Annotated in this window: 15 protein-coding genes; 7 read left to right on the top strand and 8 right to left on the bottom strand. The window is 48.0% G+C overall.

Translation table 11 applies throughout. From position 1 onward, the window contains the following. Positions 1-63 precede the first annotated feature (63 nt). The 5 genes from HMPREF0670_RS08180 to HMPREF0670_RS15300 all read right to left on the bottom strand — a co-directional run bounded on the left by HMPREF0670_RS08180 (position 64) and on the right by HMPREF0670_RS15300 (position 7613). Positions 64-1881 (bottom strand): 4-hydroxy-3-methylbut-2-en-1-yl diphosphate synthase, encoded by a 1818-nt coding sequence (locus HMPREF0670_RS08180; protein WP_410524381.1) that lies wholly within the window; start codon positions 1879-1881, stop codon positions 64-66. A 402-nt stretch (positions 1882-2283) separates the two neighbouring features. Continuing rightward, positions 2284-2790 carry a 5-(carboxyamino)imidazole ribonucleotide mutase gene (gene purE, locus HMPREF0670_RS08175; protein ID WP_009230693.1) on the bottom strand — a complete coding sequence of 169 codons (507 nt, stop codon included), beginning with the start codon at positions 2788-2790 and terminating at the stop codon, positions 2284-2286. 407 nt (positions 2791-3197) lie between these two features. Next, entirely contained in the window at positions 3198-3806 is a 609-nt protein-coding gene (locus tag HMPREF0670_RS08170; protein WP_019186424.1) for a phosphatase PAP2 family protein, read from the bottom strand. A 476-nt stretch (positions 3807-4282) separates the two neighbouring features. After that, on the bottom strand, positions 4283-5785 hold the full coding sequence (gene rpoN / locus HMPREF0670_RS08165) for an RNA polymerase factor sigma-54 (protein WP_009230691.1): 1503 nt from the start codon (positions 5783-5785) through the stop codon (positions 4283-4285). 1447 nt (positions 5786-7232) lie between these two features. Next, entirely contained in the window at positions 7233-7613 is a 381-nt protein-coding gene (locus HMPREF0670_RS15300; protein ID WP_157579595.1) for a hypothetical protein, read from the bottom strand. Between the two features lie 230 nt (positions 7614-7843). Between HMPREF0670_RS15300 and HMPREF0670_RS08155 the strand changes: the two genes are divergently transcribed. The 4 genes from HMPREF0670_RS08155 (at position 7844) to HMPREF0670_RS08140 (ending at position 13044) form a co-directional block, all read left to right on the top strand. Then, entirely contained in the window at positions 7844-8155 is a 312-nt protein-coding gene (locus tag HMPREF0670_RS08155; protein WP_009230689.1) for a hypothetical protein, read from the top strand. Continuing rightward, positions 8152-8541, top strand: a complete 390-nt coding sequence (locus tag HMPREF0670_RS08150) for a HipA N-terminal domain-containing protein (RefSeq protein ID WP_009230688.1) — start codon at positions 8152-8154, stop codon at positions 8539-8541. Before HMPREF0670_RS08155 ends, HMPREF0670_RS08150 begins: the two co-directional genes overlap by 4 nt. Positions 8542-9040: 499 nt before the next feature. Further along, the gene (gene leuS / locus HMPREF0670_RS08145; RefSeq protein WP_009230687.1) at positions 9041-11920 is read left to right on the top strand and encodes a leucine--tRNA ligase; all 2880 of its coding nucleotides are present in this window, start codon (positions 9041-9043) and stop codon (positions 11918-11920) included. Between the two features lie 155 nt (positions 11921-12075). Then, the gene (locus HMPREF0670_RS08140; protein WP_044077979.1) at positions 12076-13044 is read left to right on the top strand and encodes a YitT family protein; all 969 of its coding nucleotides are present in this window, start codon (positions 12076-12078) and stop codon (positions 13042-13044) included. 95 nt (positions 13045-13139) lie between these two features. On the opposite strand, the gene HMPREF0670_RS08135 is transcribed toward HMPREF0670_RS08140, so the two are convergent. Next, positions 13140-14180 (bottom strand): C1 family peptidase, encoded by a 1041-nt coding sequence (locus HMPREF0670_RS08135; protein ID WP_044078063.1) that lies wholly within the window; start codon positions 14178-14180, stop codon positions 13140-13142. 52 nt (positions 14181-14232) lie between these two features. Between HMPREF0670_RS08135 and HMPREF0670_RS08130 the strand changes: the two genes are divergently transcribed. Together HMPREF0670_RS08130 and HMPREF0670_RS08125 are read left to right on the top strand one after the other, a co-directional pair. Then, the gene (locus HMPREF0670_RS08130; RefSeq protein ID WP_009230684.1) at positions 14233-15492 is read left to right on the top strand and encodes a peptidase U32 family protein; all 1260 of its coding nucleotides are present in this window, start codon (positions 14233-14235) and stop codon (positions 15490-15492) included. 249 nt (positions 15493-15741) lie between these two features. Beyond that, the gene (locus HMPREF0670_RS08125) at positions 15742-16170 is read left to right on the top strand and encodes a SufE family protein (RefSeq protein ID WP_009230683.1); all 429 of its coding nucleotides are present in this window, start codon (positions 15742-15744) and stop codon (positions 16168-16170) included. A 431-nt stretch (positions 16171-16601) separates the two neighbouring features. On the opposite strand, the gene HMPREF0670_RS08120 is transcribed toward HMPREF0670_RS08125, so the two are convergent. Next, positions 16602-18317 carry a Na/Pi cotransporter family protein gene (locus HMPREF0670_RS08120; protein WP_044077978.1) on the bottom strand — a complete coding sequence of 572 codons (1716 nt, stop codon included), beginning with the start codon at positions 18315-18317 and terminating at the stop codon, positions 16602-16604. An 88-nt stretch (positions 18318-18405) separates the two neighbouring features. Between HMPREF0670_RS08120 and HMPREF0670_RS08115 the strand changes: the two genes are divergently transcribed. After that, positions 18406-20067 (top strand): nucleoside kinase, encoded by a 1662-nt coding sequence (locus HMPREF0670_RS08115; protein WP_009230681.1) that lies wholly within the window; start codon positions 18406-18408, stop codon positions 20065-20067. A 2243-nt stretch (positions 20068-22310) separates the two neighbouring features. Here the strand turns inward: HMPREF0670_RS08115 and HMPREF0670_RS08110 are convergent. Next, positions 22311-23498: a YncE family protein gene (locus tag HMPREF0670_RS08110; RefSeq protein ID WP_009230680.1), complete on the bottom strand. Its 1188-nt coding sequence runs from the start codon at positions 23496-23498 to the stop codon at positions 22311-22313. Between the last annotated feature and the right edge of the window lie 11 nt (positions 23499-23509).

Here is a 23509-nt window from a genome sequence, read left to right as displayed (position 1 = left end):
CACGCCCCTCTCCCCTTGGAGAGGGGTTGGGGGTGAGGCCGGTTGTGGGGTGGCGTGCGTGTGTTATAGGTTCTGTTTCGTTTCTTTTTCAATCAACCTTAGCAGATGTTCCACTGCATCTTTCTCATCGATGTTCTTTTCAACGCATTCTTTTTTGCGGTAGAGCGACACCTTTCCAGGGCCTGCGCCAACATATCCGAAGTCGGCATCGGCCATTTCGCCCGGTCCGTTTACGATGCAACCCATGATGCCAATCTTCAAACCCTTCATGTGTTTGGTGGCTTCGCGAATGCGGGCGATGGTTGTTCGCAGGTCGTAAAGCGTGCGACCGCAGCCCGGACAGCTAATGTATTCGGTCTTGGTGGTGCGCAAACGGGCGGCTTGCAGTATGCCAAAGGCCGTGGCATCCACGTCTTCGTCGGGCAAGTCGCCGTCGTTCATCAGCCAGATGCCATCCGTTAGCCCGTCTATCATCAGCGGACCCATGTCGGCAGCGGCTTTTAGCTGGAATGTTTCTTTCTCTTCGGCCGCGTGTCGGTACATTTGCGCGAATACAACGGGGTTGTTGATGCCTGCCGACCACAACTCGTGAACCAGCGCACGCTGGTCGCCCACCTTGTTCTTATGCGTGCTCATGCACACCACCACCACCTCGGGGTGATGTTTAAGACAAGCCAAATATTCGTCGCTATTGGCTCCATATTGCAGCACGAGGAACTTAACATCTGCCTCGACAAGCGAGATAAAGGGCACGGCATTGTGTGGGAAGATGGGATAAACCTGCTCGTAGGCCTGCGGATTGGTGCTGGCCACCTGCATGTAGGCGTCGTAGTCCATGATGTAGCGACGCTTTGCCGAGAGGTTTGCGGGCAGATGTCTACCTATATATATGTAATCGGGCGTTTGGTCGGCGTTGGCCACCACGTGAACCTTGTCTTTATCCGTGCGGTTGCTTATCACTACGGGTAGGTTTTCGCCTCCGATGTTGGCCACGGGCGTGGTAGGACGGCGTTCGGGAGCGGTGTAGTTGAACCCTTTTGCCGCCTGAGCAGGTATAGGTAGGTGGTCCGAACGTGCCTCGATGTAATCAACAAGCGCACGTGCCACGGGTATTTCCGCCTCAGGGTCCTCGCTAAGCGATACGCGTATGGTGTCGCCGATGCCGTCGGACAGCAGCGTACCTATGCCCACAGCACTCTTAATGCGGCCATCTTCGCCCTCGCCAGCCTCAGTAACGCCAAGATGTAGGGGATAATTCATATCTTCGAGGCGCATCTGTTGCACCAAAAGGCGCACCGATTGCACCATCACCACCGTGTTGGATGCCTTGATGGAGATAACCACATTGCTGAATTGCTCGCGTTTGCAGATGCGTAAGAACTCCATGCAGCTCTCAACGATGCCCGCAGGCGTGTCGCCATAGCGACTCATGATGCGGTCGGAGAGCGAACCGTGGTTCACGCCGATGCGTACGGCCGTGTTGTTTTCGCGGCAGATATTGAGGAAAGGCACAAAGCGTGCATCAATCTTCTTTATCTCTTCGGCGTATTCTTCGTCGGTATATTCCAACTGCTTGAAGGTTCGTCCTGGGTCTACATAGTTGCCGGGATTTATGCGCACCTTCTCTGCATACTGCGCGGCCACGTCGGCTACGTTGGCGTTGAAATGCACGTCGGCCACAAGTGGCGTGTCGTAACCTTTCTGTCTGAGTGCCGCATTGATGTTGCGCAGGTTCTCGGCCTCGCGCTTTCCTTGGGTGGTAAGTCGCACCAACTCGCCGCCAGCCTGTATAATTCGCTCGGCTTGGGCTGCGCTAGCCTCGGTGTCGTTGGTGTCGGTGGTGGTCATCGACTGCACGCGCACGGGGTTGTTTCCACCCATCGTCACGCTGCCAACGGTTGTTACCGATGCGTTTCGGCGTTGCAGGTTAAAGAGGTCGATGCCGATGTCACTCCATTCGCCATCTTCTTGTAGGGAAAGAGGGCGTGAAGTATGGTTGTTATCTTGTTCGTTCATCATTCTTTTAAAGGTGAAAAATTGAAAGGGTGAAAAGGTGAAAAGGCGTTTAAAGGTGAAAAAGTGAAAGGGTGAAAAGGTGAAAAGATGCTTCGCCTACCAACTTGTCAATTCACAACCTTATAAACTCATAAACTCATAAACTCACGAATTCATAAGCTCATAAACTCGCGAACTTATAAACTCATAACCTTATAAACTCACAAACTCATAAACTTATAAACTCACAGCCTTATAAACTCATTAGTCCACTCACTATCTTTCGCCCTAGTTTGTCTTAAACTCGTACTTCACTTCGGCCAATTCTTCATTGGCCTTGGTAATCTTTTGTCCCAATGTAGCCTTATATTCGGCCAGTTGTTGCGCCACGTTTTCGTCTGTCAGGGCCAGCATTTGCACGGCAAGTATGGCGGCATTCATGGCTGCATTAACGCCAACAGTGGCAACGGGAATGCCTGGGGGCATCTGCACGATAGACAATAGGGCATCTAATCCGTCGAGCATACCTTTGATGGGTACGCCAATAACGGGCAAAGTGGTGGATGCTGCCACAACACCAGGCAGGGCTGCAGCCATACCAGCGGCCGCAATAATAACCTTTACGCCACGCGCCTTGGCTCCTTTGGCAAAGGCTTCTACGGCATCGGGCGTGCGATGAGCACTGAGGGCGTTCACCTCGAAAGGCACTTTCAAGTCGTTAAGCAACTTACATGCTTTCTCCATAACGGGCAAGTCGCTGGTGCTGCCCATGATAATGCTTACTGATGGGGTCATAATATATTTTTATTAAACCTTATTCGATAAATAAACATCAACAACCAAACACGCCAACCCCGCAACCGGCCTCACCCCCAACCCCTCTCCAAGGGGAGAGGGGCGTGGTATGCCTTGCTGCATCCTTGCGGGTGACGTGCGCGCTTGTTTGTTAATCGCTTACTATTTACTTGTTAATCATTAACTATTTACTTATTCGTATTTTACTATTTACTTGTAATATTTCATCCTTTGATGGTACAATGCACCATTGTTTAATGCTTATGCTCCAATGTTTTTTGCTGTAACGCTTCAAAGAAACTATGCCAATCACTCCCCTCTCCCCTTGGAGAGGGGCTGGGGGTGAGGCCGATTGTGGGGTTGGCTATGCCCGGTTGTGGGTAGGTTATGGCCAGTTGTGGGGTTGGTTATATCACCACAAACGCGCAGACCATGCCCACAAGGAACCCCGCTACCACCTGCCAAAGCGAGTGTTGGCGAAGTATCATGCGACTGGTTCCAACCAGTCCGCCCACGATAAACACCAAGCAGAGCCACCAAACAGGGTTGAACATGAAGAGAAAAGCAAAGGCCATCAGTCCACCTGCCACGCCGCCAATGGCTGCTGTGTGCGTGGAAATCTTCCACCAAACGTTGATAAGCGCGCATACCACTTGCACAACGAGGGCGGCAACCAATATGCGAGCCATGAAACGGGGTATCTGTAACACCGACATGAGATAGTAACAGCCGAAGTAACACAATATGGAGATGACGTAAGGCACCATGCGCCGCTCCTTATGTCCTAGCTCAATGAGGGTCCATCCCTGATAACGGCGATACAGATGTATCAGTATCGTGGGGATAAATATGGTGGCGATATACACCAAGAGCAACACTTCTAGTTTGTAATCCCAAGGCAATTGAGACATGTAACTAAAAGTGAACAACGCTATCAACCCAACAATGGGCAGATAAAACGGGGTGAAGAGCATGCTCATCATCCGCGCGCCGAATATGATGTTTTTCTCTTTCATAAGCAACTTTAAGTAACCGGCCTCACCCCCAACCCCTCTCCAAGGGGAGAGGGGAGTGAAATGCCTGGCTATTATCAAGCCTTTAATATATCACTTCCTTGCCTTTAATGTGTAGCTAGCGACTTAACGCCTTACTCTTTTTGGCTCGTAAACCTCATGCGACTGATGGAACAAATCGAACCAATAGGCGGAATGCTTTGATATTATCAAGCCTTTAATATATCACTTCCTTTCCTTTAGTGTGTAGCTAGCGACTAAACGCTTTGCTGTTTTGGCTCGTAAATCTCATGCGACTGATGGGACAAATCGAACTAATCGGTGAAATGCACATCTTAATCCGCAAGGCACACCATTATTATATGGTGTCATCATTTGCGCCACCCCACAAAACAACAAGGCTAATCACTCCCCTCTCCCCTTGGAGAGGGGTTGGGGGTGAGGCCGGTTGTGCGGGCTGTGGCCGGCTGTGGGTTTTGTCACCCCTTCCTCAACCTCGCCACTGGCAGTCCCAGTTGTTCCCTATACTTCGCCACAGTGCGGCGAGCGATGGGCAGACCTTTCTTTGCCAGTTCCTCTTTTAGCAAGTCGTCGCTCAGCGGTTTCTTCTTGTCTTCGTTGTCGATAAGCTCTTTAAGGGCTATTTTTATCTTGCGTGTAGACAACTCTTCGCCGTCGCCCGTGGTATAAGCATCGGTAAAGAAGAAGCGCAGGGGGAACGTGCCCCACTTAGTTTGTGCGTACTTGATGTTGCTAACGCGCGAGATGGTAGAGATGTCCAGCCCCGTACGGTCGGCGATGTCTTTGAGAATCATCGGTCGTAAGTCGGCCTCGTCGCCCTCAACAAAGAACTTTCGCTGTATGTCAATAATGGCCTGCATCGTTACGCTTAGCGTATGTTGCCGTTGCTTGATGGCCTCGATATAGCCCTGCGCCTTTTCCACCTTCTCCTTTGCATAGAGCAAGGCCTCCTTTTCGCCTTTCGTCATGTTGGCCTTGTTGTTTCGGTAGTGGTCAACCATGTCGGCGAACGTGGGCGACACCATCAGTCGGGGTATGTTTCCGCGACTGAGATAGAACGAAACCCTGCCGTCGTCGTCGGTGTCTACGATAAAGTCGGGCGTTATCTGTTGCAAGTTACGCCCTTGTGTCTCGCCCATCGATGCCCCCGGCTTAGGGTTCAGCTTTCTAATTTCGGCCTGCACCTCCTGCACCTGCTCATCGGTGAGTTGCAGTTGCGTTTGTATCGTGTCCCAGTGTTTCTTGGTAAAGGCCTCGAAACACTCGTCTATCACGCGGCGCATCATCTCCTTAGCCCAGCTTTCGGGCTTTCTGTCAATCTGTATCAGCAAGCATTCTTTAAGCGAACGCGCGCCAATGCCAGCCGGGTCGAACGTTTGTAGCACGCCAAGCATCCGTTCTATTTCGGACGTTTCTACGTCCAAATTCTGATAAATGGCCAGTTCGTCGGCAATGGTGTCGAGGTCTTTGCGCAGCAGTCCGTCGTTGTCTAACGACCCGATGAGGTAAAGCAGCACCTGTTCCTCCTCCTCGTTGAGGTCTATTTCGCCCACTTGCTCTTTCAGTTTATCGTAAAACGAAGTGGTGTCGCCATACACAATCTCCTCGTATTCGGCATTGTTATGGTTCTCCCTACTGAATGTTTCGGGCATTTCGTCGTCGCGACCGATGTTTTCCAGCGCAGCATCCAGGGCCTGTTCGCGTTCTTCGCGTTCCGTCTGCTGGTCAAAATCCTCATCGCCTTGTTCGTCGTTGGCGGGTGCAGTGTCGTAGTTCTCGGTCTCGTTTGGTTCGTTTGTATCTGTTTCTAGTGCAGGATTGTCGTCCAGTTCGGCAACAACGCTCTGTTCCAGTTCGGTAAGCGGCATCTCCAAGAGCCTCACCTGCAACATCTGTTGCTGTGAGAGTCGTTGCACTTGCACTTGTTTTTGCGTTTGTGTCTGTATGAGCTTTTGTGCCATAATGCTTGTCAGTTCAATGGGTTTTCGCCTTTATTCGTCGCTGTTTTGCACTCGCGCGCGAGCGATAAGTTGTAAGGCGTGTGTCCCGTTACCTATATGCAAAGATAGAAAATAAGCTGCTAACGCACAAAGAGAGTGTGATTTTTGTTTGCTAGATTGCGTGGATTTTAGTTTTATGAGGTGGTAGGTTGTAGGGTAGGCAGGTTGACAAGTCAACTCGTCTGCCGCTCTTCTTTTGTCCGTTTTTCAGCAAGAATTTTAACACTATGGCTGCCCTTTTTATCCACCAACAATTCACTTGGTCGCAAAAAATCGATTCTCGTGGAGGTTTGTTCTGAGGCTTTGAGGGGGTATTTGTAACTGCAAGCAAAATGAATTTTATTTCATAATACCGCCATTAGCACCAGTTTTTGGGGCTATTTGCAGCAAAATGTAGTGCGTTTTGGTGCTAAACGCAGTGCAATATGCCACTAAATGCAGTGTGTTTTGGTGCTAAATGCAAGGCGTTTTGGTGCTAAATGCAGTGCAAAATGGTGCTAAATGCAAGACGAAAAGCATAAATATCCATCGCAATGGTATAAATAAAACCTTTTTGCGGTATGAAAAACATGGCTATAAAGGGCAAAACGACCGTTAAAAAGTGGGTTTTTAGGGGCTAAAAGCAGGTTTTTGGGCATAAAAAATAATGAGCTTGCAACCAAACTAGAAAGCCAATATGGTGCAAAATGCAGGTTGTGTTCTTTAAAATGGACAGAAAATGAAACGTGCGAGAGAGGAAAAAGGTGCTAATTGACCGCTTTACGGCCTGAATTTTCGCTAGAATGGGGTATCGGATAGGTGGTGTTTTGTAAAATAAATTGTAAGGTTTTAAGTTTTTGAGGGTGTGAGTTTTTGAGTTGTTTAGTTTGTGCGTTTATGAGGTTTTGAGAGATATGTTTTTTTTGAGGGCGTGCTTTTTTTGAGTTGTTTGGTTTGTGCGTTTATGGGTTTTTGAGAGATATGAGTTTTTGAGGACGTGCGTTTTCTGAGTTGTTTGGTTTGTGAGTTTATGGTTTTTTGAGAGGTATGAGCTTTTGAAGTTGTGCGTTTTCTGAGTTGTTTGGTTTGTGCGTTTATGGTTTTTTGAGAGATATGAGTTTCTGAGGACGTGCGTTTTTTGAGTTGTTTAGTTTGTGCGTTTATGAGGTTTTGAGGGATATGATTTTTTGAGGACGTGCGTTTTTTGAGTTGTTTAGTTTGTAAGCGTATTCGCTTTTGAGTGATATGAGTTATTGAGGACGTGATTTTTTGAGCTATACACGCACATGTATTGGGAAAGAAAACTTTCATGTTAAATACAAAAAGAAGTGATGAGCACCTTCGTTATGCCAACAATCGTGTTGCACATGGCGCACTGCGCCCCCTCTTTCCCCTAGAAGTGGGGGCTGGGGTGCGACTTTATTCTTTATTATTGAACCTTACTTTCCCTCGTAACCTCATCCACCATCTTCTCGTTTTGAGTGATTGCGGTAAGCGAATCGTTCTCAAATCGCAGTGAGGTGGTGAGTATAAAGCCTTGTGTCTTAACCCTTACCGCCTCCTTATAATGAAGAACATCAACGCGTTTCTCTCCTTCCACAAACGTGTCTTCGCTGAACGGCTTACCCATAATTCCCCTTACCTCGCGCGTGTTCATGCCAAGTTGCACCTTGTCGCGTGGGAAATTTGAGGCTGTGGGCACAAAAGCGCAGGCCGAAATAAATGCGCTTACGATGCAGGCGCAAAGTGCAATGCACAACACGTTATGTGTTATGGCACGAGGTGTGGTGCGTGTGATGGTAGGTTTCATATTGATGTATTTAATAAAAAACTTGTTCTGGGGCTGTTCTCCAAGCCTGAATGTCCGCATTGTCTGCATTTTAACGCTCTCGGCTTATGGAATTAAGGTGAATAAGGCATAGTTGTATGCGCAAATATACGAAAAAATGGAGTATTGTCAAAAAAGAAAATGCAAAAATACTTTATTCTCATATAATTGTATTATCTTTGCTATAACGAACATAAAGCGTACGTAGGAGCTTGGATAAGATACCTTTCCATAAGATAGAGAACTTTACAGGGGCGTCTTGTTATGCAGTACCAAAAGCTCTTGTAATCAAACACAATGACTACTTCATCGACGACACCATCTCGGTAGATGGTGATGCCCCGAAGAAATTCATTGGCGTTTACGACTATCGTTTGCTAAATGGCAAGCATAAGGCAAACCGAAAAAACTGGATTCGCTACATTGCCAAGACCGGACACAAGTGGTATCCGATAGAATCGGTGACTGAATTGTTGCTTAATAGGCTTTTCGCCGGTTTAACAAATTGCAAAATGTGCCTATGAAGGATATAGAAAAGAAAAAGCTTTTACGGCAATCCGGGTCTGAAAGTCAAAGCGATATGGTGCTGAACGCCGAAAAAGATGCGGCGTTCAACGTTAGTTTGGGTAAATTGACAGTGGGCACACTGCTTTATTCGGGTGGCGTTTGGCAGTTCAGTTACAGCGAGGAGTTTAAACAGCAGAGCCGTATTGTGCCATTGTCTAACTTTCCAGCAAAAGATAAAACGTACAGAGATAGTGAACTTTGGCCGTTTTTTGCATCGCGCATACCCAGTTCTTCGCAGTTGCAATTAGACAAAGATGCACCAAGGGAAGACCTTGTAACGCTGCTACGCAAGTTTGGTCGCCGCACGATAGCCACGCCGTTTGAGGTGGTGCCCGTTACATAAGCAGTGACAAACATTGCTGTTGAGGTGATTAACATCATCAATATGCCAATCGCCATGCCGTGTTGTATCTTTAAAGGAGGTACGCGGCATGGTTTTTTCTGTTATATATCAGCTTGTACACCACACTTTACGCTCCATAAAACGCAAAACAAACACATTAGCAGCCGCTTTGCATTTCGGGGAGAAAACTTTTTAGTAACTTTGCGGTTGATAAGCGTATGAGGGGGTCGTAGGTGGAAGAGTGAAAAGGTGAAACGGTGAAAGGGTGAAAAAATGGCTAACGCCTTCAAGCCGAAATGTCTTCGGACACTTCACCCATAAGGACTTGAGCAGCTGAAACAAAGGAGTTTTTAAGTTCGTGATATGTTGTTTGCGAGCTGCAAAAGAGCGTTCTTGGCCATTCACAAACTCATCACCCACAGCCTTAGAGCCTAAACTCATAAACTTACAAGCTCATAAACTTACCAACTTCATAATAAGAAACATTAAATAAAACAAGATGGAATATAATTTTAGGGAAATAGAAAAGAAGTGGCAAAAGCGATGGGAGGAACAGCAAACCTATCGCGTTGTAGAAGACAACAGCAAAAAGAAGTTCTATGTACTCAACATGTTCCCCTACCCTTCGGGGGCTGGGCTACACGTGGGACACCCCTTGGGTTATATTGCCTCTGACATATATGCCCGCTATAAGCGACTGGAAGGCTACAACGTGCTTAACCCTATGGGCTATGATGCCTATGGTTTGCCGGCCGAACAGTACGCCATACAGACGGGACAACACCCTGCCGTGACCACCGAAACCAACATTGCGCGTTATCGTGAGCAGCTAGACCGCATTGGTTTCTCGTTCGATTGGAGCCGCGAGGTACGCACCTGCGACCCTACATATTATAAATGGACGCAGTGGGCATTTCAAAAGATGTTCGATTCGTATTACGACAACGACCAACAACGCGCTTTGCCCATCGCCCAACTTGAAGAACGATTGGCCAAACAGGGCACGGCAGGGCTGAATGCTGCTTGTAGCGAAGACTTGAACATCACGGCCGAGGCGTGGAAGGCTATGGACGAGCACGCCCGACAGGCCACGCTGATGAACTATCGCATTGCCTATCTGGGCGAAACGATGGTGAACTGGTGTGCCGAACTGGGCACGGTGCTGGCCAACGACGAGGTGGTAGACGGCGTTAGTGTGCGTGGTGGCTACCCCGTTGTGCAAAAAAAAATGCGCCAATGGTGCCTTCGCGTTAGCGCCTATGCGCAGCGTTTGCTGGAAGGACTGGACAAAGTGGACTGGACCGACTCGCTGAAAGAAACGCAACGCAACTGGATTGGTCGCTCGGAAGGGGCCGAAGTGGAGTTTGCCGTGAAAGATAGCAACGAGCGTTTCACCATCTTTACCACTCGCGCCGACACCATTTTCGGCGTTACTTTCATGGTGCTGGCTCCCGAAAGCGAATTGGTAGACCGCCTTACAACGCCCGAACAACGCGCCGAAGTGCAGGCTTACGTGGAGGCAACGAAGAAAAGGACCGAACGCGAACGTATTGCCGACCGCAAGGTTAGCGGTGTTTTCACTGGCGCTTACGCCATTAACCCACTAACAGGCGAGGCACTTCCCATCTGGGTTAGCGATTATGTGCTGGCCGGTTACGGCACGGGAGCCATCATGGCTGTACCTGCACACGACAGTCGCGACTATGCTTTTGCTCGCCATTTCTCGCTGCCCATCGTGCCGCTTATCGAAGGGGCAGACGTTTCGGAGCAGAGTTTCGACGCCAAAGAGGGCATCGTGATTAACTCGCCCGCCACAAACAACGCCGCCAACGATGGCCAAGCGCAGGGTTTGGTGCTAAACGGACTGACCGTTACAGAGGCTATCGCCAAGACCAAAGAATATGTTTCGCGCCACAACTTGGGTCGCATTAAGGTGAATTATCGCCTTCGCGATGCCACGTTCTCGCGCCAACGCTATTGGGGAGAGCCGTTCCCCGTGTATTATAAGGGCGACATGCCCTACATGATTCCACAAGAATGCTTGCCGCTTGAATTGCCAGAGGTGGACAATTACCAACCTACGGCAACGGGCGAACCGCCATTGGGCAACGCCAAAGCATGGGCGTGGGACGAGAAAGCACGCAAAGTGGTAGACAAGAGCCTGGTGGATGGGGTGCAGGTGTTCCCCTTAGAGCTGAACACCATGCCTGGTTTCGCTGGTTCGTCGGCCTATTTCTTGCGCTATATGGACCCTCACAACAACGATGCACTGGTGAGCAACGCGGCCGTTAGCTACTGGCAGAACGTGGATCTCTATGTGGGCGGAACGGAACACGCCACCGGACACCTTATATATAGTAGGTTCTGGAACAAGTTTCTCTTCGACCTGGGCGTGGCCGTAAACGATGAACCGTTCCAGAAGTTGGTTAATCAGGGTATGATTCAAGGCCGCAGTAACTTTGTTTATCGTGTGCAAAGAACCGAAGGCGAGGGTGATAAGGCTCCGCTCTTTGTGTCGTTGGGACTGAAAGACCAATACGAGGTTACACCCATACACGTGGATGTGAACATCGTTCATGGCGACGTGCTGGACATTGAGGCCTTCCGCGCATGGCGACCCGAATATAAGGATGCCGAGTTTGTGCTTGAAAACGACAAGTATGTGTGCGGTTGGGCCGTAGAAAAGATGTCGAAGAGTATGTACAACGTGGTAAATCCCGACCTCATCGTTGAGAACTACGGGGCCGATACGTTGCGCCTTTACGAGATGTTCCTTGGTCCGGTGGAGCAAAGTAAGCCGTGGGACACCAACGGAATTGATGGTTGTCACCGCTTTTTGAAGAAGTTCTGGGGCTTGTTCTACAACATGCGCACGGGCGAGTTTATGCCGAACGATGCCGAGGCAACGCCCGAACAGCTTAAATCTGTTCACAAATTGTTGAAGAAAGTGTCGGCCGACATCCCCGCCTTCTCGTATAACACGGCCGTGGCAGCCTTTATGATATGCGTAAACGAATTGTCGCAAGCCCATTGCACCAATAAAGCGCTGCTCTCGAAGTTGGTGGTTGCCCTCGCACCTTTCGCTCCGCACATCGCCGAAGAGCTGTGGGCGGCTCTGGGTAACGGGCAATCATCGGTGTGCGATGCGCAGTGGCCTGCCTACGAAGAGAAGTATCTTGAAGAGAGCGAAGTGCAATTGGCCATCGCCTTTAACGGCAAAGCACGTTTCCAAAAGGCCTTCGCCGCCAACGCCACCAATGCCGAAATAGAACAAGCAGCTATGGCCGACGAACGTTCGGCCAAGTTCCTTGAAGGCAAACAGGTGGTGAAGGTAATCGTTGTGCCGAAGAAAATCGTTAACATCGTGGTGAAAGGGTGATGCTTAAGTTGGTGAGTTTTTGAGTTAATGAGTTGATTAGTTTTTGAGACTGTAAACTCAGAAACTCACCAACTCAGAAACTCCTCAGCTCAAAAAGCACCAACTCATAAACTCAAAAACTCATAAACTAAAACCCTCATAAACTCAAATTTGATATGACAATCGACCATAAAATGCTCCTTAGCGAGATTAAAGACTATGTGTTTATCACACTCGGCCTCTGCCTATACACTTTTGGCCTGGTGGTGTTTATCATACCTTACGAGATTGTAACGGGCGGTGTTATGGGCGCATCGCTCGTTGTTAACTACGCCACGGGCTTTAAGATAGAGTACACTTACGCCATCATCAACATCTCGCTCTTGGTTTTGGCACTGAAAGTGCTGGGCTGGCGCTTCCTGTTAAAGACCATTTATGCCACGGCAGCCTTGTATTTCTTGCTGGAATATGCGCAAGAGCTGATGCCAAAGATTGAGGGGACCGACCAGTTTGTGCAGATACTTGGCCCTGGAAACAACTTCATGTCGCTGCTCATCGGCTGTACGTTAACGGGTTCGTCGTTGGCTATCGTGTTCCTTAACAATGGCAGCACGGGTGGAACCGACATCATTGCCGCCGTGGTAAACAAGTTTTTCAACCTGTCGTTGGGTCAGGTGTTGTTCCTTGTAGACATCTTTATCATTGGTAGCTGTTTCTTCTTTCCGCAGTTCGGCACATATTACGAACGGGCGCGAATGACAGTCTTCGGACTGTGTACGATGATTGTAGAGAACTTCATGCTCGACTATGTGATGAACGCGCGGCGCGAATCGGTGCAGTTTCTTATCTTTTCGCGCAAGTATCAAGAGATTGCCAACGCCATAGCCTTGCATACCGACCACGGCGTTACCATTCTCGATGGACACGGATGGTACACGGGTAAGGAAATGAAAGTGCTTTGCGTGCTGGCTAAGAAGAACGAGAGCCAAATGATTTTCCGACTGATTAAATTGATAGACCCCAACGCCTTTGTTAGTCAGAGTGCCGTTATCGGCGTGTACGGCGAAGGGTTCGACACGATTAAGGTTAAGGCCAAGGAGATGCCAGAGCCACCTAAAAGAGTGAGCGAAGGGGAAAAGAAATAGGCAAAAAAGCAAGCAACAATAGCTTGCTAAGGTCTAGAAACGATGGTTTGCCCAGCCTTTCTGTCTTACAAGAAAGGCTGGGCAAATGCGTATTGTTACGCGCCTAAGCACTCGCGTTGTGCCCAAAGGGCGATGGTTTTCATCCTAAAATAATCTTCCGACATAAACATAAACCCCTTAAAGGCATTGTCTGTGCCCCACGAATTCTTCATAATGAAGTAGCGTTTGCCTTGCGCATCGCGCGCCAAGCCCACGATGGCCATGCAATGGTCGTCGGTTGTGCGAAACGTTTCGAACTCGCGCTGCCGCATTTGCTGCGTAGGGGCGGTGCTGTGTTCGGGAATGCGGGCAATGGCTTGGGTGAAATTGAACCCCGGTTCGGACGTATCGCCTTCCCAACAAAGGGGATGACCGGCGCGTAACGACCGCTCTGTAAGGCTTACTAAACTGTCGATGGGCAAGTTTAACAAGCAATCGCGGTTAACATTATCCGGTACTTCGAGGGCGAATGCCGCGTTAAAGGGGTGGTGGGTAAAGCTGGTAAGCCCCACATACTCGTCGTGTCGGCACACACTTCGGCCAAATTCGCCCAGCGTATATTCGGCTCCCAGCATGAATTGCGCCCTTGGCAGCGCGCCAATTGATTGGTCGGCCAGGTTGTCGTAACGTTGTACTAGCCTTACAAGGCCTTCTTGCTGCGCTACGGCCAGCTTGCAAAGGTTGGCTGCTTTCTTTGGGAACGCGCTGAACACGCTGTAATCTTCCACATGATATGTATCGTATGCCAACAAGCCTTGGTCGGCAATGGCCGAAAGAGCGTTCGAGGCCATACCCCGCAAATGTATCGGGCGCTTTCCTTTTGCAAGGTACGCGTCCTGTATGCGTTGGCGCAAAGCCATGCGCGCAACGTATGCCGTAGAGAGGTTTACCGAGTCGCCACGCATCAGGTGTTCGGTTTCAATTGTGGCTAACATGGCGAATATCCAGCACAGTTGACTTTGTCCTTGGTCCTTTACGGGCGTGGTTTTCAGCAATATCTCTATCTTAGGCAGCCTCGTGGTAGCCCTTGGCTCGCTTTTCGAGGTGCACGAGCATAGCGTGGCCAACGCCACTAGTATGAGAATAATTCTGTTCATGATGGGCAAAGATACCATTTTTTCGTAACTTTGCAAAAGCAAAGGATAATAAATGGATAATAACAAGATAAGAGAATTTGAAATAATGGCGCCGGTAGGCTCGCGAGAGAGCCTTGTTGCAGCGATACAAGCTGGTGCCGACTCGGTGTATTTCGGTATCGGACAGTTGAACATGCGCTCGCATTCGGCCAATCAGTTCACGATAGACGACCTTCGCGACATTGCTGCTACTTGTCGCGAACATGGCATGAAGAGTTATTTAACGGTTAACACCGTTATCTATGGCGACGACCTTGGTACGATGCACACCATCGTAGACGCAGCCAAAGAAGCGCAGGTGTCTGCCGTTATCGCTAGCGACGTGGCCGTAATGATGTATTGTAGGCAAGTGGGCGTTGAGGTTCACCTTTCTACGCAACTGAACATATCCAACATCGACGCGTTGAAATTTTACGCCCAATTTGCAGATGTGGTTGTGTTGGCGCGCGAGTTGAACATGGAACAGGTGGCCGAAATATACAAGCAGATTAACGAACAACGCGTGCTGGGTCCTAATGGCGAACCCGTTCGCATCGAGATGTTTTGCCACGGCGCGCTGTGTATGGCCGTCAGCGGGAAGTGTTATTTGAGCCTGCACGACGCCAATAGGTCGGCCAACCGCGGCCAATGTGTGCAACTTTGTCGCCGTTCGTACACTGTTACCGACAAGGAAACGGGCACGCAACTAGACATCGACAACGAATACATCATGAGTCCGAAGGACTTAAAGACCGTTCGCTTTATCGACCAAATGATGAATGCGGGCGTGCGCGTGTTCAAAATTGAGGGTAGGGCACGCGGTCCAGAGTATGTTTACACCGTGGTAAGGTGCTATAAAGAGGCTATCGCCAGCGTTCTCGACGGCTCGTTCACCGAAGAAAAGAAAGACGAATGGGACGAACGACTGAGCACTGTGTTTAATCGTGGCTTTTGGGATGGATATTATCAAGGCCAGACTATGGGCGAATGGACTAAACACTACGGAAACAAAGCCACCGAGAAAAAAGTGCTTGTGGGTAAAGTTGTTAAGCACTTCTCTAAGTTAGGCGTAGCCGAAATCGCTGTTGAGGCCAGCGAAATACAACTTAACGACCATCTTCTGATAACGGGTCCAACAACGGGCGTGATGTTCTTCGATGCCAAAGAAATACGCTACGAGTTGGAACCAGTGCAAACAGCACAAAAAGGTACGCGCGTATCAATACCCGTTCCCGACAAGGTAAGGCCAAACGACAAACTGTTTAAACTAGTAAAGAACGAGGTAAATAAATAGATAAGTTGATGAGTTGATGAGTTAACAGGTCGGCAAGTAAACAAGTTTACGAGTTGATAAGTCGACAAGTTGGCGAGTTAACAAGTTAACTTGTTGGTGGATAGCCAAGGAAGTCTGCCTTGCAGGCATTGAGCCTTGTTGCTCGTTTTGTACCAACCCGTCAACTTATAAACCCCAAAACCCGTAAACTCCCCAACTCGAAACCTCACCAACTCCCCAACTTATAAACTCATAAACACCCCATAACACATGTCAACATCAACCATAGACGCACTTCAAGAAGAAGTGATTGAAGAGTTTTCGGCATTCGACGATTGGATGGATAAGTACCAAATGCTCATCGATTTGGGCAACACGCTACCGCCACTCGATGCCAAGTATAAAGTAGAAAGCAACCTTATCGAAGGCTGTCAAAGTCGTGTTTGGCTACAATGCGACCTTGTCGACGGCCGTTTAGTGTTCACTGCCGATAGCGATGCGCTTATTACCAAGGGCATTATCGCCTTGCTTATCAGGGTGATAAGCAACCATACGCCCGACGAGATAGCGCATGCCGACCTGCATTTCATTGATGCCATCGGCCTAAAAGACCACCTTTCGCCCACCCGTTCCAACGGTTTGCTCTCGATGGTGAAACAAATCAAGGCCTACGCCGTGGGCTATGCCGCAAAGCAATAAGGCGAAAGCATCCATTTTTTCGGTTAAATTAAGGCAAACCTGCCTTTGTACAACAATAAAGAACTTTCATTGGGGTTTGCAAACAGCTTGTAATGGTCTGTGTTTGGGCAAAGTTTCATTTGCTTGTAAGCAGGTCACTACAAGCTGTTTATTAGCCCAAAACATAGTCATGTACACTTAATCTTTGTTCGTTACAGCAAAAATGGCTTGTTTGTAGAAGTTCGTCTGCCAACAAGTTGCCTGCAATATATCTGTACAATGCCGTTTATAGTGGGCTACAAGCACCTTGTAGCATCAGCACAAGCACCTTTATAGTGTCGCTACAAGCCGCTTGTACCGATGCACTTACGCCGATGCGGCTGTTGGTTGCCTAATGGTTATGCTTAGAAAGCTTAGCTTTTTTAGCCATAACCATCGCCAACGCCCTTGCTTTAAGCCTCAACCCTACGCGTACCCATGCGAGCCTCAACCACATTCACCACATAGTCGGCCAGCTTTTCGCATTCGTTGATGATGTCCATATACATCGTTCCCACATTATAGGTGTACTCGTGGTTGTTGATGTCGTTAATGTTTTGGTTACGAAGTTGTTTGCGATAGTTGTTAATCTCGGTTTCGATGTTAAACGAACGGGTAGTGTCCAAGTACTCCTTACGTCCGCGAATGATAATGTTCATCTGCGAAAGGCTATCGTCGGTAAGCTCGAACATCTGGTGGATGCGTTCGTATTGCTTTTCGGTAAAGTCCTCCTTCGAGTTCACCAGTCGGCTAATCGTTCGTGCAAGGTTATAGCAGCTGTCGCCGATACTTTCCAATTCGGTAATCTCGCGCATCATGTCGCGTATTTTTCCCTTCGTGTCGTCACTCAGGTGTGCATCGCTCACCGCACTCAGATACTTGGCAATCTCTTGCTCCATGTTGTCGGATATGTTCTCATACTTTTCTATGCGCGAGTAAAGCTTGGCAAAATTCGAGTCGTCGCGTGTGCCGAGCAACTCGCGCACCATGCCAAACATGCGCTGCATACGTTCTGCAAAGCTGCTAATCTCCTTATGCGCTTCTAGCACCGACAGTTCGGGCGTCTTCATAATGCCCGCCTGAATGAAACGGAGGCGGAACTCTTCTTCCTCGTCTTTCTTGCCCGGCTTGATGATTATGCACACCAATTTCTCAATCTGCGGTATGAACCAGATAAGTATGCCCGTATTAAAGAGGTTGAAGCAGGTGTGGAAAGCCGCCAGCACAACAGGCAATTTAATGGCCAATTCGGCTTGCGACAGTTTCGGTCCTTCGGGATTATAGCCCACCATGTTGCAAATCATGTTCACAAACGGATAGAAAACGATGAGCACCCACATCACGCCAATGACGTTAAACACCAAGTGCGCCATTGCTGTTCGGCGCGCTTGCGTGTTGGCGCCCAAGGCTGCGAGGTTGGCTGTTGCCGTTGTTCCGATGTTCTCGCCCATAACCAAGGCTATGCCCAAGTGGATGGGCAGCACGCCCGTAGAACATAAAAGGATGGTGATGGCCATCACTGCGGCCGACGATTGAACGATGGTTGTGATAACCGTACCAATGAGCAGGAATATCAATATCGTGAAATAGCTGTTCACGTCGAACGAGCTGAAGAAGTCGATAACGCCCTGGTTGTGCTGTAAGTCTAGCTGCTTACCCGTGTCGCTCAGCAGCACAAGACTGAAGAAGAGGAACGATATGCCAAAAAGAAAATCGCCTTTGTAGCGGTGTTTGCGCGAGTAGATAAGCGCAATTCCTACTAGAAAGGCGGGAAAAACAAAGTCGGTAAGGTCTATCGAGTAGCCCAGCGACATAATCCAGGCCGTGAGTGTGGTGCCGATGTTGGCGCCCATAATTACCGATATGGCCTGAGCCAGGGTTAATAAGCCGGCGTTAACAAACGAAACGGTCATCACGGTGGTGGCCGACGACGATTGAACGGCACAAGTAATGAACGCTCCCGTGAGCATTCCCGTAAAGCGGTTGGTGGTCATCGCTGCAAGCACGTGCCGCAATTGCGGACCAGCCATCTTCTGTAATGCCTCGCTCATAATCTTCATGCCATAGATGAGCAAGGCCAACGATCCTGCAATCTTAAAACCAAAAACCAGATAATTGCTTGTATCCATAAATTAACTTTATTGTGGTGCCTTATTGTTGTGACTTTGAAATATATTCTTTAACTTTACACTCGCTAAATTCTTAATGTCGCTGAGCATGAAACAATCCATACAAATACGATGCAAAAATAATAAAAAAACCGCAAAGGTAGAAATCGGCAGCACACTTTATGATGTTTTTCACGAATTAAAACTCAATATGCCTTACGGTCCCGTCAACGCCAAGGTGAATAACAAAATCGAGGGAATGCACTATCGCCTGTATCATAACAAAGACGTAGAGTTTCTCGACCTGCATTCGCCCTCGGCTTTACGGGCCTATACGCGCACGCTGTTCTTCGTGCTGTGCAAGGCCGTTCACGACCTTTATCCGCACAGCAACGTGGTGATAGACATCCCCGTGAGCAACGGATATTACGTAGACCTCGACATTCAACGCCCCATAACCCCGCAAGATGCCGACGCAATTCGCCGCCGCATGCAAGAGATTATCGCCGCGCGCTTGCCCATCTCGCGGCACGAAACAACAACCGATGCCGCCATCGCCATGTTTAAGAAGGTGGGCGACGAGTCGAAAGTGCGCCTACTCGAAACCGTGGGAACACTCTACACCACCTATTACGAGCTAGACCGCTACGTGGATTACTATTACGGCTCGCTGCTAACCAACACGCGCGAGCTGCACCTCTTCGGTCTCGAACCTTATTACGATGGTCTTTTGCTGCGCGTGCCCTCCACGCATAACCCCGCACAGCTGGGCGAACTGGTGCGCCAAGACAAAATGTTCGAGATATTTAAGGAACACCATCGTTGGCAACAGATATTAGGCATACGTACCGTGGGCGATTTCAACAAAGCGGTGGCCAATGGGTTCAGTGCCGACCTTGTGCACGTGTCTGAGGCTTTGCAAGAAAAGAAGATTGCCCGCATTGCCGACGAAATTGCCGCGCGGCCCGAAGTGCGCATGGTGCTATTGGCCGGCCCGTCGTCGTCGGGAAAGACCACAACCTGCAAACGACTCTCGGTGCAACTGCTGGCAAATGGCATACGGCCCGTGCAAATTTCGTTAGACGACTACTTTGTTAATCGCGAACATACGCCCAAAGATGCCGATGGGGAATACGATTACGAGAGCCTTTACGCGTTAAACATACCGCTGCTTAACGAACACCTGGCTGCGCTGTTCCGTGGAGAAGAAGTTCAGATGCCCAAATACAACTTCGTTGAAGGAAGGAGCGAGCCAACAGGCAAACGGCTGCATCTGCCCAAAGATAGTATCTTGGTTGTTGAAGGCATTCATGCCCTTAACCCCGAACTAACGGCTCTCATCCCAGCCGAACAGAAGTACAAGGTGTATGCCTCGGCACTAACAACCATCTTGCTAGACAACCATAACTACATCCCCACCACCGACAATCGCCTACTTCGCCGCATCGTTCGCGACCACAAGTATCGCGGCGTGTCGGCAGCCGAAACCATTAAGCGTTGGCCAAGCGTACGTGCTGGCGAAACAAAATGGATATTCCCCTATCAAGAAGAGGCCGACGCCATGTTTAATACGGCCATGCTTTTCGAGTTGGCCATCATCAAAACGCAGGCCGAACCCTTGCTCGAACAAGTTCCAGAGAGCAGCGACGAGTATTCTGAGGCCTACCGTCTGCGCAAGTTCCTTCGCTATTTTGCACCCATGCCTTTCCATCAGCTGCCGCCAACGTCGCTGTTGCGCGAGTTCTTGGGCGGCAGTTCGTTCAGCTATTGATAAAGGGTCAGCCACAATCGGCCTCAACTGGCCTCAACTGGCCTCACCCACAAACCTACTGGCCCACCCACAACTGGCCTCACCCCCAGCCCCTCTCCAAGGGGAGAGGGGAGTGATATGCCCTGTTAGTTGACAAAGCCTCACTCCTACGGGCCTCACCCCCAGCCCCTCTCCAAAGGGAGAGGGGAGTGATATGCCTTGTTGATTGACCGCTTGTTACTGGCTAAATCATTAACTAACGATCTTGTCTACTCATCAATTCCCCACCCACTCGTCCGCTTCTCAAACTCTTGTCAACTCGTTAACTGGTCAACTGGTCAACTCGTTAACTGGTTAACTCATCAACTAACGTTCTTGTCTACTCATCAACTCCCTAACCACTCGTCCACTTCTCAAACTCTCGTTAACTCGTTAACTGGTCAACTTGTCAACTCGTTAACTGGTTCACTCGTCAACAAACGATCTTGTCTACTCATCAACTCCCCACCCTCTCTTCCACTACTCAAACTCTTGTCAACTCGTTAACTGGTCAACTTGTCAACTCGCTAACTGGTTTACTCGTCAACTACCGATCTTATATACTCATCAACCCCCTAACCTCTCTTCCACTACTCAAACTCTTGTCAACTCGTTAACTGGTCAACTTGTCAACTGGTTCACTCGTTAACTTATCAACTGGCTCACTCGTCAACTTATCTCTCCTTGTCCACTTTTCAGCAAAAGTTTTAACATTATGGCTGCGATTTTTTCCGCCAATCGCCCACCAAGGCGCAAAAAATCGATTCTCGCGAGGGTTGTTTTTGGTGCAAACGGGAGGGTGTTCACGGATGCGGGAGAATGAATATTTATTACCAAGAATCGTCTTTTACACCATATTTTGGGCCATTTGCAGCAAAATACAGTGCAATTTGGTGCAAAACGCAGTGCAATATGCCGCTAAACGCAGTGCGTTTTGGTGCTAATTGCAGTGCGTTTTGGTGCTAAACGCAAGCTAAAATGGTGCAAAATGCAGTACTTTTTGCCGCTAAACGCGAGGCGAAAAGCATAAATATCCACTGTAATTGTATAAACAAAACCCTTTCGAACCATGAAATACAGGGCTAAAAGGGGCAAAATGGCTATTAAAATGCGGCATTTTAGGGTCTAAAAGGGGGAAATTGGGGGTAAAAAATAATGGGCTGACAACCAATCTAGAAAGGCAAAATGGTGCAAAACGCAGGTTCTTTTCTTAAAAACAGACAAGTTGAAGGACGTGAAATGCTAGAAATGGTGGCTATTTGCCTACGTTTTAACCTATATTTTCGCTAGAATGGGTCGAAAAAAAGAGGGGCTTTGTAAAAAAACAACAATTTAAGTTGTTGAGTTCTTGAGTTGTTGAGTTAGAGAATTGGTGAGTTGTTGAGTTAGTGCGTTTTTGAGTTGATGAGTTTTTGAGTTGATGAGTTTTTGAGTTGGTAAGTTTTTGAGTTGATGAGTTAGTGGGTTGGTGAGTTTTTGAGTTGATGAGTTTTTGAGTTGGTGAGTTTTTGAGTTAGTGAGTTTTTGAGTTTTTGAGCTAGTGAGTTGGTGAGTTTTTGAGTTAGTGAGTTTTTGAGTTAGTGAGTTAGTGAGTTGGTGAGTTGGTGAGTTGGTGAGTTAGTGAGTTGGTGAGTTGGTGAGTTTTTGAGTTAGTTAGCTTTTGAGTTAGTGAGTTTTTGAGTTGGTGAGTTTTTGAGTTTATGAGTTTGCACCGCTCTATCCGCTTCCAATAATCATTGCCCTATCCTTTCTGTTGGATAGTACGGAGGCTCATTTGTTCAGAAGTATGCCTGCAATAGGATACAACGACCGACAACTACCATAACACCGATATTTCTGCTCGGTAACACGAATAACTAATGATTATTTCTTATATTTCCTTTTTCTTTCACCGATTATATCTTACTACATAACTACAATAAGAGATAACACGGTGAAAGAAAAAGGATTAAGAATTTTATTGATATATAATATTTTCCAATTATTTACTACGCTACTGCAAAAGAAAGTTTTTTATAAAAATAGAATTGACAGTGTATCAAAACTAAAACCACAGCCATGAGAAATTACAGATTATGAACACATACACTTAAAAGAGCCGTATCAAACCCTATAATGAGTAACGACACAGCTCTTTTTCTTGTTTTGAGGGAGATTAAAGTTTCTAATCAAGAAGTTCGCATCCTTTCAGATGTTGAGTTTGTATCCAATATCTTTTATGGCAACTATTTAAGCTCATGCAACATGTAGGGTGCTCCAGAAACCTTTACCTTCAATTTTTCATAGCTTCCATCATCCATGTGATAGACAGAGTAGCCCATGCCTTGGTCTGTTGACATGCCGAAGATGATATTATTGCCAGACTTGCAGATGGATGTGGCCCAGCCTACAGTTCCAGAAAAATTCATCTTCTTGCAAGTCTTATTGTATAGATTAATTTCAAAGGCTTGAAATGATTTGTCATGAACGTAGTCAGGTGGATTGCTTGCCGCTCCGGGAATGTTAAGGTATCCATAAACCTTTCCGTTTCCACCATACACTTTATTATAAACATACGATGTTCTGTTCCCCTTTACTCCTTCTAAGTTTACGTCTGCAAGGGTGAAGCAATATGAGTTGTCAAAGTCTTGCTCCCCTTTCTTAATGCGCAAGAATCCTTCTTTGACCCCAGGCTGGTATCCAAACATAGCTACGCAATAGAAATAGATGTCACCCTTCTCGTCCACGAATGGGTCCCCAGCAGGGGTCATAGAGGAGGCCATTGTAGCACGAGGGTCACTAATCATTTTGATGGGCTTATCGGTCTTGGTATCTATTAAGGCTATATGTGCCCCCTTCTCGCATGAGTAGGCAGACTTTAATTGGCAGAGCGTCACGTATAAGATGCCGTCTCTGATGATGGAAGCACATGGTTCAGGATTATTGTCGCCAGCCAACTTCCCCAAGGAATAGCCAGATAAATCTATTTCTCCTGTTTTTGTCATGGAGGACGGATCTATAATCCACACCTTTCCTAATCCAAGACAAGAAACGTAGGCTTTTTTCTCGGATAAGAATGTGATGTATGTGGCCTTTGCACCACTTGGAAATAGCATGGTGTTTCCTTCTTGAACAAGGATTCCATCCTTAGGGATGTACTTGTAGAGGTGTTCTGTATCTGTCACATATATCTTATTTTTATACACGAATGTGAATGCCCCCTTCGGAAGCACCAATGCGTTGTCTGTATTGAGTGAACTAACACTCAAATCCTTGAACAGGCTAATATATGTGTTTTCTCCGATGTTTACGCTGTGTACAAATCCTACTTCAGATTTTGTAGAGGGAGGAAAGTCCGGAGAGTCCTTTCCGCATGAGGTGAGACCTACAAGAGATAGCAACACAAGGGCTGCGATTAAAAAATAATGTTTCATTTTATTTGTTT

It is taken from the genome of Prevotella sp. oral taxon 317 str. F0108 (assembly GCF_000162415.1).
In the GTDB taxonomy this organism is placed as follows: Bacteria; Bacteroidota; Bacteroidia; order Bacteroidales; family Bacteroidaceae; genus Prevotella; species Prevotella conceptionensis.
This window is presented reverse-complemented; position numbering and strand designations above follow the sequence as displayed.